A 12,690-nucleotide genomic window follows, 5' to 3' on the forward strand; every position below is an offset into this window, starting at 1 on the left:
TGTCAACTATTTTACTACTTCAAATTCAATTGACCGTATTATTACGTCGCAATTTATAAATCCACTTTTATATGTTTTCCCTGTTTTTCTACTTGTCATCGATATAGCTGCAGGAGCGAAGAGTGCTGGGTCAATTTTATAGAAGTCATAGTCGTAGCTTTTGAATATTTCGTAGAATGGTTTGCCATAATCCTTTGATACACATGATGGTGCTTTAGAAATAAAGTTTTTCAATTCTTCTTCATCTTCATAATCTACGAGGTAGGTTGCTTCTCCTCCATATAGTATCATGTCATTTGTTCTTCCCATCATTATTGTGGCGTCTGGATGTATTGGTGCTATGGGTGCAATTCCTGAACCATTTAGTATCTTTTTTATATCAAATTTTAATTCATGAAGTTTATGAATTCCTGTTTCGACGATTCTCGCGCTTATTTGAACTGATCCAGCTATACTGTTTGTAGGTGTGACTACAATGTATAGGTTTTTTATTTCTATGCCACATTTTTGTGCTATTAGTTCTATTGCTTCTTTTGTAGGTAGTTTTGAAGTTTCGAGAACTATTACTGCTTCGGTAGAGGTGTCTTCATATCCTATTTCTTCATATAGTTTCTTCGGCTTTTTGGATAATGCTCTTGCTGGGCCTGATCCCATTGCAAAATATTTTCCTGCTTTTATTGCCCAACCTGCATATTGCGAGGCCATGCAAGCTATTACTGGATAGTCTGTGTATACATTGACTGCGGGTAGCATTATTCCATTATAAAATGAATGTGTTAGAGTTACTTCTGCTAATCCTCCTAAGCATATTTTCGATGCATATATCCCTGCAAGAAAGCCACCCTTAACTTTTACTCCGCAATCAATTATTGTAGCTCCAGTTTCATCTTCAATAATGTTAACGTTTAATTCATCACTTTTACTTATCATTTTGTCAACAATTTTTAATGCTTTTTCATTAACACTAATCATTCTTCTCTCAACCCCAGTTTTTCTACTAATTTTTCTAATTGAAGATTATTGGCTTTAGATATATAGAGTCTACCATTGGCTTTTCTGCTGGCTGAGTAGTCTCCAATGAACAGGTAGAATTGTTCTTTAATCTTCTCTTTTTTAACTTTAACTCTGTCAACTATGTCCTCTAGGTAGAATGACGGAAGTATGCTGTCTACCTTTCCGCATATCACTATTTTTCCTCCAGTCATATTCGCTCCAGCTCGTCCAACACAATTTCCTCTAATGAGTATACTTCCGCCCTGCATGTCAGCTCCTGGATATTCTAGGCAATTTCCGTCAATTATTATTGTTCCTTTTCTCATGCCTCTTCCAGCTTCTACTCCACAGTCGCCATGTATTATTATCATCCCACCTTTCATTCCACGTTCTAGTCTTTTTCCTCGTAGTCTTCCTCCAACATAGTTACCTGCACTTCCATGAACCTCTATAATTCCGCTTTCCATTTCCATTCCAACCCATGAGCCTACATTTCCCTTTATAATGATTTTTCCACCTTTCATTTTTGCACCTATATAGTGGCCTGCATCTCCATTTACTACTATTTCTCCAAATTGCATTTCTTCACCTATTCTCCATAGTTTAGGTGATGATTCTTCAATTATAATTCTAATTTTTTCTGGGTTGCCTGATGTTTTTCCATGGATGCTAAAGAGTTCTCCAAGTGTTCTCTTTCTTTTACCTTCGAAAACTATGAGTTTCATTATGTCTTTAATTTTTTTCCCGGCAATATTCTCTGGTTTTATCGAGTCTAACTCAACTGGTACTTTAAATTCTTTTTTAGGGGTGATTATAACTTCAAATATTTCTTTAACTTGCTCCATATTTAGACCTCCAATCTAATTGGATAGGGGTTTCTTAATTCATGATCATGTATTTCATAGTTTTCAAAGCTAATGGTGTATATTTCACTGAATCTGCTTTTTACTTCTTCAAGTGTATTTTTCATTAGATCTTCTTTCACTTTCACGTTGACATAGTATGTTTTTCCATAGTTATGCGTTAATATCTCTCCATTTCTAGCTATTATTTCACCATTTTTTATTGTGTATAATGCTCTTTGGAACAACTTCTCTACGCTTTCATAGTCCTTTGAGAAATTAATTTCCTTTGGATTTAAATCATATATTGCAATATCTGCATCTGCACCTATTCCTAGATGTCCTTTGAAGTAATGTATCCCTAATAGTTTTGCTGGTGCTGCTCTTGTGATTATGGCTATCTCATATAATGTATATTCACGGTCAATTGCTGGTAGAATTGCTTCTCTTGCTGCCCTTTTATTTATTTTTTCTATTATTTTTTCTCTAGCATTTTTACTCATTAGCCATGTTATTACTGTTGGATAGTTAATGAATGGTGCACCATTCGGGTGATCTGTAGTCATTATTACTCTCCATGGATCTTTAATTAATAATGCAAGTTCTAATCCAATGCACCATTGTAATGCATGAACGAAATTACCTTTCCGATATCTTATTGGTACAACTCCTGCTGCTGCCTCATTTTCAACTTCAGATCCACCCCATTTCCATTTAGTTATATGATATAATGCATGTTCAAAGGGAGCGTCTGCAGTCATTGTTGTAGCATTTCCGAACATTATTTGTCCAGTGTCAATACTTACATGGCTTACTGAGTTGACGTATTTTGCTATTTTTTCTGATCTTGTTTTGAGTGTGCTCCAATTTATCCCACCATAACTATTGAATTGTACATGTGTTATGTGTATGTTAATTTTATTGTCCCCAGCATATTTCGCCACTGTTTTCATAGTTTCAAGGGTTATTTCATAGTTTCCTGGAATTCCTAGTCTATTGCAGTGGACATGTATTGGGTGGGGTAGTTTTAGTGTTTGATTTATTTTACATAGTTTCTCTACGACTTCTCTTGGTGTTAAATTATATGGTGTTATTTGGTCATCAATGTCTAGTCCATATCCTTTACCTAGACTCCAAAGAACTGCACATCCTGGATCAACTAATTTGACTGCATAGCTTTTAGTTGCCTTTAAAATCCATGCTATAAATGCTGTGGCCTTTTCTAAATCTCCTTTCTCTAAGAATTCTAGCAATATTCTGTTTGAGTCGAGGAGAACGAAGCATGCTTTATCTAGTATCGGTATGTCATCTAACTCTTCGTGTGTGTGTCTGATTTTTAATGGTGGTGCAGCTGGTTCAATAGCAGTGGTCCATCCCATTATGACATATTGATATCCTGTTATTGTTGTTGATGGTGTCGTAATTCCTGTTCCTGATCTCCTTATTCCAGGGATTGCTTCAAAGTAGAATTTATGATGTTCTTCTGGAGTCATCAGTCTTCCTAGATTAACTTTTGTTCCAGCTATATGTGTATGGAGATCTATTCCACCTGGCATCACCGTTTTTCCAGATGCATTGATAATTTTTGCTTCTGTTTCATCTATGGCACTTGGAGACACTATTTTGCCATCCTTTATTGCGATATCCATTTTTTCTCCGTTAATGTTGTTTAGAGGGTCATAAACATATCCATTTTTAATTAATATTTCCACGGTTATAGCCTCCTAAGATTTTTCACTTCTTTTATTATTCTCTTCAAAATTGCTTCATCGCTAAGTATTCCTCTTGGAGGCTCTACAATTTTCTTTAAATGTAAAACTACTTTGTCCATTCTATATGCTGATCCTTCACATTCTATTCCAGCATATGCTGATGGAATTATTATTTTGGATATTAAGCATGTCATATTCCATTTTGGATCTATTGTTATAACTGGTATTTTTGTTAAGTTTTTGACTGCTATTGCTGGGAAATGCGCTACTGGGTCTGAGGCAACTATTAATGCTGCATCTACGTCTCCGTTGATTAGTAGCTCTGTCGCTGAGGTTACTCCTGGATTGTGTCTTGGATATCCTCTCATAAAATCTAATGCGTATGGAAAGCCTGTTAACCATAGTGATGCCATATTTGCTCCTACAACATTATAGTGGCCCCTCATGGGTAAAAGTACGAACTTGGTCCACTCATTTAAATCTTGAACTAATTTTATTACCTCTTCAATATTTCTGCCCTTACCCCTCGTCATTGTAACTCCTAATCCGAATAGTATTGCCCCAAATTTTGCTGATTTCATCATATCTGCGAGTTCATAAATTTTCTCTAATGATACTCCTCCTACATCATCTACTTCTACATCTAGATCGTTTACAATCATCCTTAATGCTTTTATTAGTTCATAATCTGAGTTTGGCTTGATTTTTATGAATAAGTCTGCTATTTTCGCTGTTGGCGTTTCCCTTACATCTATTACAACTATTCTTCTATCTCTTCTTGATTTTATGTACGTTCCTTTAGCCATCGCACTATATCTTGCTAGATGTCTAGGATGAGCGAAAACTGGATTACAGCCCCAGTAAATTATTAGGTCTGCATAGTTTCTAATTTGTCCCAATGTGGCGGATACGGTTCCTACCTCCTGAACCCCTAGAATTGTCGGTCCATGGCACATCACACTTGTATTATCGAAAGCTGCTCCTACAAGTTCTGCTAATTCAATTCCTAATCTAATGGCTTCAGTTGAAGTTGAGCTCCAACCATAAAGTAAGGGGTAAGATGCCTCCACCAGTATTTCTGCAGTTTTTCTTATTGCTGTTTCATAGTTTATTTTGATATATTTTCCTTCTTCTCTGATTAGGGGGGTTAATATTCTATTTTCAAGTCTATGTAATATCTTTGATTTACCTAATTGACATGCCCTCTTCACTTCAACTATCCTATTACCTTTGACTCTGACTTGGAGGTCATCGCATAGGCATCCACAAAATGTACATACAACTGCCTCATAGATCTTTTCTGCTCCCTCTTTTTCGGTTTCCACTTTATCTTGTATTATGCTTAATGGTTTTACTTCATAGTATTTTTCTATTAGTTCAGTTATAAGTAATGGTTTTTTCTCAGTAACTGTTACTTCTGCATCTACTCCCTTAAAAGTTGGCATTCCTGAGCCATATGTATTATAATCACATACTATGTTTGCCCATGGCCCCATAGGCATAAACGCTACTCCTTGATGCTTATATCTTGACTTGACTGCAAATGCTATTACACTACCGAAGCCTGTTTTCACTTCTACAGCTTCACCGTTAGATATACCAAGTTTCTCCATATCTTCTTCATCTAATTCAATTATAGCTACTTTTTTGAAATATTCTCTAGTTATTTTACCGATGTCAAGTGTTACTCCTTGATCTAAACTTCTTCCAGTTATGAGTGTGACATTTATTTTCGATGAAGTCATGATGCTTTTTTACCTCCTGGTTTTTCAATGAGCTTTTCTTTTCTCAGTATGGTGCCATCTTTGTAGTGTGGTTTTCTTACAAGGTAGTCTCCATGTTTTTCAATTTCTCTAGCTTCATCTGCAAGCTTAGCTGCATATCTCATCATTTCGTGTGCTGCGGCACAAAGGAGTGTATATTTCTCCCATTCCTTTATTTTGAAGCATGCTTCTGTTGTTAAGTTAGCAACACGTTTTGATATTTCAAAGGCGGCCATTGCTTTTGCTTTGGCATATGGATTGTTAAAGTTTGCTGCTTTTACTGCATTTTCCCTTTTAACTACAATGAATGGTAATTCTGGTTTTTCATTTCTTTTTATAGCCTCTATAACCTTGTCAATTGCTTCATAGATTATATGATATGCTCCAGTTATAGCTAGAACTTTAATTAAATCTGCATTATAGACTGCCATTTCAATAGGATCAAGAAATTCCCTTCTAGCTCCAAGCATTGAATCTGCTTCCACAATAATGTAGCCTACATTCTTCTCTTTGAGCTTGTCTGCAACTTTCTTGGTTGGGGCGTCTGCTATAACGATTACAGGTCGCGCCTTCTTTACAGCTAAATCTATTACTTTTGTTGGACCAGGTAAAGCTGCATTAGGTGAAACTATGATTATGAGATCAGCATCAAATTCTAAGGCTCTTTTAGCTATGTCTTCCGACCTAATTTCATCAAGCTTTGAACCGCTGCCGAAAACTCGGACATCTATATCTTTCCTGTCAGCTCTCTCATCTAGTAAGTATTCTATTAATGGTCCACTTCCAATGCATCCAACTTTTATTATACATATCTTCACAACCACATTTTCCAAGTTAAACCCTCCGCATTGCATTATTACCTATATGATTGATTTAAGCTTTAGTATTATCGAGTGAAGCGTATAAATATGAAAGTTTCTTGAAATTATATCGCGGTGGAGGTGTATTTACTTGATTGTGAATGGTGTTGAGGTTGAGGAAACTTTTGCTGAGGCTTTTCCAATGTATGCTACCAGAATACTGATCACTGCAATTAATGAGAAATGGGCTTTAACTGCAGCTCAAGTTGCAACTGGATTTGCAAGTTCAATTATAGCAGCTCCTGCTGAAGCTGGCATTGAGGGATTAGTTCCTCCAGATGAAACCCCTGATAATCGTCCTGGATCTCTAATACAAATATATCATCGATCTATTCCTGAATTAAAATTTCAAGTTCTAAGTAGAATTGGTCAATGTGTTTTAACTTGTCCTACAACAGCAGTATTTAATGGTTTGCCTAGAGCTAAACGGTTAATGAATATTGGTGGGCCTCTATCTAAATTTGGAGATGGATTTGAATTTAAAGATCAGATTTATGGCAAAACTATGTGGCGTATACCTGTCATGGAAGGCGAGTTTCTCATTGAGGAGCGTATTGGAGTAATTAAGGCTGTAGCTGGTGGGAATTTACTAATTTTAGCTGAAAATCTTGAAGCAGGACTAAAGGCCGCTGAGAAAGCTGTTGAAAACATTAAGAGAAAAGTTAAGGGTGTCATTATGCCTTTCCCAGGAGGTATTGTTCGTTCTGGTTCTAAGGTTGGCTCCATGAAGTATCCTAAACTAAAGGCTACAACAAATCATTTGTTCTGTCCAGTGCTCAAAGATAAGATCCCAGATACACAGGTTCCCCCCGAAGTAAACTGTGTATATGAAATTGTAATTAATGGATTAGATGCTAAAAAAGTATTGAAAGCTATGGGTGTAGCAATAACGGCTGCTACAACTGTTAAAGGTGTGAAGAAAATCACTGCAGCTAATTACGGTGGCAAGCTAGGCAAATATAAACTCTATACAACTGAAGCTGTAAAATTGGTATCCGAGTAACCTACTTTCTCATTCATTATTCAGAACAACATTAATGATAGTTGAAACTACATTGTAAATGGCGGTTTTTGATGAAAAGGAGTTTTATATTTCTATTTTTAGGTTTTCTGGGGTGGACTCTAAACTATATTTATAGGATGATAGTTCCTCCCATTTTGCCAATAATTGCTGAAGAGTTAATGCTAAGTAGTTTTGAAGCAGGTATGTTAATGTCAGCTTTCTTTATGGCTTATGCTTCAATGCAGATTCCTGCTGGCTTCTTGAGTGATAAATTTAATAGGAAAAACATAGTCTTTCTTTGTATTCTCCTTTCCTCATTATCGGCTTTACTTACTGGAATAGCTACAACATATTTTCATCTCTTATTTGCTAGAGTCTTCTTTGGATTTGTGGCAAGTATTTTTTATTCTCCGATGATATCGATGATATCTGATGTATTTGAGCCAAGGTTGAGAGGGAAGGCAATTGGATTTTTCATGTCTGGTTCACGGCTTGGATCAGCTTTAGCACCAATAATAGGTGTTATAACAGCTTTTCATTTTGGTTGGAGAACTGCTTTTCTAGTAACTGCTTTTCCAGGAATGTTTCTGGCAATACTTTTTTTCTTACTTGTTAGAGAGCCTAGAAGGAGTAGTTCTGGTTTAGGTTCTCTTTCTCAAATTAAATCGGCTTGGGATACTTTATTTCTCGCTTATGTTTTACCTTTTTTGATGCTTATGGCTTCTATGTGCTTGAGTACTTTTCTACCTTTATATCTTATTTCTCGGAAGGGGTTGAGTATTGGGGAGGCAGCTATGATTACTTCTATTTCTTCTGGCATTGGTTTTTTTGGGCAAGTTATTGGTGGATTTTTAACGGATAAAATAGGTTATAAGCGTTCATTTATTTTGACTTTATTTATTGCTCTATTTATAATTCCTTTAATTCACTTTTCACAGAAAAGTTTAATTATATTCCCCGTAGCTGTTTTCGGTTTCATTAGTGTAGCTGGAGCTGCACCAATAATAACTTATACTATTGAATTTTCGCCAAGTGAGGTTAGAGGTTTGTCTTTAGGTATTGGTAATACTACTGGTTTTATTGGGGCTTCTCTAGGTTCTGCTGTTGGTGGTTTAATTATAGATTTTCTTGGCTATGAGTTTCTATTGATATTTGTCTTTATAATTTATGTTACTGGATGTATACTTTCTCTTAAAATGAAATCTCACAGTTAATTTATTATGGACGTTAAATAGTCATTTTAATTTGTTGTAAATTATTTTTATTATATCTTTTAATCTTGGCATGCTGTTTTGTGCACCAATTTTTGTTGTTGATATTGCTGCTAGAATATTGGCAATTTTGGCTGCCTTCTCTATGTCATATCCATTCAGTATGGCCCAGATAAATCCTGCTGAGAATGCGTCACCTGCACCTGTACTATCTACTGCTTCTACTTTGTATGGGGGAATTATGATTTTTTTGTCTTTAGTATACGCTACTGCTCCTTTTCTACCTCTTGTGATAATAATACTATTTATACCTAGATTTAATAGGTCTGAAGGTTTTTCGAGGCTAGTTTTTCTTATCAGTTTTTTCCATCCTACTTCATTTGTTATCATGTATGTTGTATTGGATATTATTCCCCGTAGTTTTTCTAGTCCCATTTCAGCGAAGGGAGTTAGCATCCTATATATTACAATTTTTCCTTTAGACTTAGCATATGAGGCTATTGTAGATGCTACTTCAACATAGACCTCTCCTATATATACGACTTTGCTAATGTCTATGTAGTCCCATGCTACTTCATCTGGTGATGATAATGATAGTGTTTTTTCATCTGCTATTGTTATTATTCTTTTTTCTCCACTTTCTACAAGTATTATGGTTTTAGGAAGTTTTGCTTCTCTAATAATTTTTATTCGAGAGACATTTACTCCTTCTTGGAATAGTTTTGTTAATATTAGTCTACTTGCTTCATCGGTGCCTATTCTACCTATGAATGCCGTCTTTATCCCTAATCTAGATAATCCTACTGCTACATTTGCTGCTGATCCCCCTGCACTTGTAACAATGTTTTTTGCTAATATTGTCTCATCAAATCTAGGTATTCTATCATAGTTTACAATCATGTCGAGTGCTGCTGAGCCGAAAACTGAAACCTCTATTTTATCATCAATCCATCTTAAACTTCTCAGATACTCTGAAATGTATTCTTCTTCTAATATTTGATAGTATTCTGTTAGGTTTATGTTATGTTGTATACAGAATTTAGCTATGCTCTCAATGTACATCTTGAAGAGTTGTTTAAATGTTTCTTTTATTTCTTCAATTTGCATTTCCTTGGGTGATGTTAGAAAGGTTATAACCCATCTGCCTAGTGTTGAAGGTTTATACCATTTTACCCAGAAACTTCTTTTCCCCCTGACACATTTCTCGAATCCTTGTTCTAGTATATTTGAGTTTACAAATTCTTTTAATTTTGCTAGTATTGTCTTATTTGAGTAGGGTAGTTTTCTAATTAATTCTGATTGATATGTTTTTTCACTTAACTTAATGTTTCTTAATATGTCAACAGAGATTTTTGAGCTGAAAATTGATAATAAGACCTTATAGTGGTACTTGTCTTCTATTGGGAGTGGAATTATCCAGGGCCATACTTTCATTTCTTTCTCGCCCATTTTTCCCACTTACATAAAAGTTATATTGGAGTGTAAATATTAAGTTAGCTTCATATTCTATGTTTCTGTCTCCTCGTAGAATTTAAAATAAATAAGATGAAGCTTATGGAATTTCTATCAACCCTGATTTTCTTAAGACTAATGTCAATCCTGAACCTATAATTGTTGCAGCTATTAACATTGTTGCTCTTTCAGATGCTGATACAGGTAGCATATACATAAATAGGGCTGGGATGTCTGGTAAGCCTAAACTTGCAAGCCATTTTTCAATAGCTCCCCATGGAAAAACTATTCCCAATGTGTTGATGAATATTAGGTTGCCAGTCATGTGATCTGACATTATTCCAACATAGCTTGCTAGTGCTACTCCAATCATATTTCTTATTTTACTTCCAGACCATATGAAATCTGATATTCTCCACTGAAATATAAGGATTATTATTAGTGCTATAATGTGCATTATTGGATATAGTGGAGCTGACATGCCTACCCAAGTCATATACCATCCTAAAACTAGGCTTCCCATTATTATTAGGGAGAGTATCCATGTCCTCCTATTAAATATTTGAGATGAAAGTCCTCCTGCCGTAAGTGCTCCTATTAATGGGCAAGGTGTCATGATGAGGCCTACTAGTCCCGGAGTTCCTGGTGGAAGGAACCAAGCGAGTATGGCGCCTAGAAATGCTGATAATCCTCCTAGCCATGGTCCAAGAATTATTCCATAAACTGGGCCTAATGCAGCTAAGACTATATCTATTTTACCTACACCACCAATTATTGGTACTCCTGGTAGAGCTGAGAGCGCAACATATAGACCGGCGAAGACTGCTGTTAATGAAAGATTTTTAGTTGATATTTTCACTTTCTTTTCCTCCTTTTCAATCCCATTAACTGTAGTCTATTACATTTTAATGTAGCTATGTATGTTTCAGATATAAAGGTTATGGGCTTTAGTTTATAAATGTCTTTTAGCTTCCTAGTTTTAGGGTGTAGAGAGAATGACTTTGAATAGATATCCCATTGAAGGAGATTTCATTGAATCTATAGATAATTTAATCTTTGATGTTAAGGGTTTTCTCCACCCGCCAGAGAGAATTGTTGCTTATGTTAGATTTATACCTGATGTTAATGGTGATCGAGTTAGAGGCAACTTGAAATTTCGAAAGATATATTCTCTGCATGAACGTGATTCCTTCGTTAAGTCTTCTTTTCCAGAGTATATTTATTTTGATCCTGTTTTTAATAGGGAGATTGAAGCTGTTCCAGTTAATAAAATAAGGAAGTATTATGATCCTCTCAATAGAACATTGCAAATGATCAAAAATAAAGATAGCCTAGATAATCTCGAATCTCTAGCTTTATCATTTATAGAGTTTTTGAGTGATATATCAAGTGTACCTATTACTAAAATTGGTGCTACTGGTTCCCTTCTAGTGAAACTTCATAGAAGTTCATCAGATATTGATGTTATAGTTCATGGAAGAAGTAATTGTTATCAAATTTATGATGCATTAAAGGAATCCTTAGGAAAATCTCTATTTGCTAGAAGATATAACTTAAATGGATTGCAAGCCCTTTATAATTTTAGATTTAGAGATACAAGAATCTCTTTTAATGATTTCATTAGAGTTGAGTCGCGAAAAGTTTTGCAAGGATTCGTTAATGAAACACATTTTTATATTCGATTGGTTAGGGACGTAGATGAACTAGATGAAAAATATGGTGACAAAACCTTTTTCCCTATAGGTCGATGTAGGATTAAAGCTAGAATTATTAACAGTTCTGAAGCTATTTTTACTCCATGTAAATATTTGATAGATGATGTATATTTCATAAATGGAAGACATGTTTCTAATTTGATTGAAATTTACTCCTTGAGAGGTAGGTTTTGTGAATGTGCATTTAAAGGTGAATGGGTTATTGCTGAGGGTAAGATTGAACGTGTTGTATGCAAGGATGGATTTACATATCATAGGCTGTATTTAGGTGACTCAGTTTATGACTTCTTGATTTTAAAGTAATTTTAAGCAATCTTTATAACGCTTGTTTTTTATTGATTTTTAGGTGTTAAAATGACTTTTATTATAACTGTCACTGGAAAAGGTGGTACAGGTAAGACTTTACTTGCTACTTTAATTGTAAAGCATCTGATTAGATTGTTTGATAATGCCTCTATCCTTGTTGTTGATGCTGATTCAAATACCAATTTAAATAAAGCTCTTGGTGTTTCGTTTGAGAAGACTTTGGGAGATTTAAGGGAGGAATTCATTAATCCTCCAGAATTGTCCGACGGTGCCAAGGATTTATATTTTGAGAGCATGCTGTATGAGGAGGTTCTGGTGGAGTTAGATAATTTTGATTTCATAGCTATGGGTAGGCCAGAAGGTCCTGGTTGCTATTGTTACGTTAACCATTTATTAAGGCATGCATTAGACAAGCTTATTAAAAATTATAATTTTGTAGTTATTGACTGTGAAGCTGGACTTGAACACTTGAGTAGGAGGACTACAAAGAATGTCGATGTAATGTTGATTGTTGTCGATTCAAGTGTGAGGAGTATAATTACTGCTGAGAGAATTAGAGAGTTGACGAGGAATCTTGAATTAATGGTAAAGGATATTTATGTTGTGATAAATAGAGTTAAGAAGAATTTCCTTCCAAGAGTTTTAGAAGAGCTTTTACGTAGAGGTTTTAAGATTATTGGCTCTATTCCAGAAGACCCAGTTGTTATTGATTATGACTTTAGGGGGGAGCCGTTGATTAATTTGCCGGATGATTCTTTGGCTGTAAAATCTGTTGGGGATATTATTTCACGGCTATATCCTATTATTAAATCAACAGTTTAATTTCGTTTTTT

General features: G+C 35.1%; 11 protein-coding genes and 1 pseudogene. 4 read left to right on the forward strand and 8 right to left on the reverse strand.

Features of this window, described 5'->3' with window-relative positions; translation table 11 throughout:
* Positions 1–6: 6 nt before the first annotated feature.
* From mch to ACW8TM_RS00725, 6 genes and pseudogenes are all read right to left on the reverse strand, one after another.
* On the reverse strand, positions 7–972 hold the full coding sequence (mch, locus tag ACW8TM_RS00700; RefSeq protein WP_491531350.1) for a methenyltetrahydromethanopterin cyclohydrolase: 966 nt from the start codon (positions 970–972) through the stop codon (positions 7–9).
* On the reverse strand, positions 969–1,838 hold the full coding sequence (locus ACW8TM_RS00705; protein WP_491531351.1) for a formylmethanofuran dehydrogenase subunit C: 870 nt from the start codon (positions 1,836–1,838) through the stop codon (positions 969–971). Before ACW8TM_RS00705 ends, mch begins: the two co-directional genes overlap by 4 nt.
* Before the next feature lie 2 nt (positions 1,839–1,840).
* The gene (locus ACW8TM_RS00710) at positions 1,841–3,547 is read right to left on the reverse strand and encodes a formylmethanofuran dehydrogenase subunit A (protein ID WP_491531352.1); all 1,707 of its coding nucleotides are present in this window, start codon (positions 3,545–3,547) and stop codon (positions 1,841–1,843) included.
* A 2-nt stretch (positions 3,548–3,549) separates the two neighbouring features.
* A complete protein-coding gene (locus tag ACW8TM_RS00715; protein ID WP_491531414.1) occupies positions 3,550–4,872 on the reverse strand; it encodes a formylmethanofuran dehydrogenase subunit B in 1,323 nt (440 codons plus the stop codon).
* Positions 4,873–4,983: 111 nt separating this feature from the next.
* Positions 4,984–5,292: pseudogene (locus tag ACW8TM_RS00720) on the reverse strand (molybdopterin dinucleotide binding domain-containing protein); the annotation flags it as partial.
* Positions 5,289–6,134 carry a F420-dependent methylenetetrahydromethanopterin dehydrogenase gene (locus ACW8TM_RS00725; protein ID WP_491531415.1) on the reverse strand — a complete coding sequence of 282 codons (846 nt, stop codon included), beginning with the start codon at positions 6,132–6,134 and terminating at the stop codon, positions 5,289–5,291. The gene ACW8TM_RS00725 and the pseudogene ACW8TM_RS00720, both read right to left, overlap by 4 nt.
* Positions 6,135–6,261: 127 nt before the next feature.
* On the opposite strand from ACW8TM_RS00725, the gene fhcD reads away from it, so the two are divergent.
* Together fhcD and ACW8TM_RS00735 are read left to right on the forward strand one after the other, a co-directional pair.
* The gene (fhcD, locus tag ACW8TM_RS00730) at positions 6,262–7,173 is read left to right on the forward strand and encodes a formylmethanofuran--tetrahydromethanopterin N-formyltransferase (protein ID WP_491531353.1); all 912 of its coding nucleotides are present in this window, start codon (positions 6,262–6,264) and stop codon (positions 7,171–7,173) included.
* A 71-nt stretch (positions 7,174–7,244) separates the two neighbouring features.
* Positions 7,245–8,387: an MFS transporter gene (locus ACW8TM_RS00735; RefSeq protein WP_491531354.1), complete on the forward strand. Its 1,143-nt coding sequence runs from the start codon at positions 7,245–7,247 to the stop codon at positions 8,385–8,387.
* A 21-nt stretch (positions 8,388–8,408) separates the two neighbouring features.
* On the opposite strand, the gene ACW8TM_RS00740 is transcribed toward ACW8TM_RS00735, so the two are convergent.
* Positions 8,409–9,833: a carbohydrate kinase family protein gene (locus ACW8TM_RS00740; RefSeq protein WP_491531355.1), complete on the reverse strand. Its 1,425-nt coding sequence runs from the start codon at positions 9,831–9,833 to the stop codon at positions 8,409–8,411.
* Between the two features lie 103 nt (positions 9,834–9,936).
* On the reverse strand, positions 9,937–10,695 hold the full coding sequence (locus ACW8TM_RS00745) for a hypothetical protein (protein WP_491531356.1): 759 nt from the start codon (positions 10,693–10,695) through the stop codon (positions 9,937–9,939).
* 136 nt (positions 10,696–10,831) lie between these two features.
* Between ACW8TM_RS00745 and ACW8TM_RS00750 the strand changes: the two genes are divergently transcribed.
* Complete coding sequence (locus ACW8TM_RS00750) at positions 10,832–11,854, forward strand: hypothetical protein (RefSeq protein ID WP_491531357.1); 1,023 nt, start codon at positions 10,832–10,834, stop codon at positions 11,852–11,854.
* Positions 11,855–11,905: 51 nt separating this feature from the next.
* On the forward strand, positions 11,906–12,679 hold the full coding sequence (locus ACW8TM_RS00755) for an ATP-binding protein (protein ID WP_491531358.1): 774 nt from the start codon (positions 11,906–11,908) through the stop codon (positions 12,677–12,679).
* Positions 12,680–12,690: the final 11 nt, after the last annotated feature.

The sequence above is a fragment of the Candidatus Culexmicrobium sp. genome (assembly GCF_058356305.1).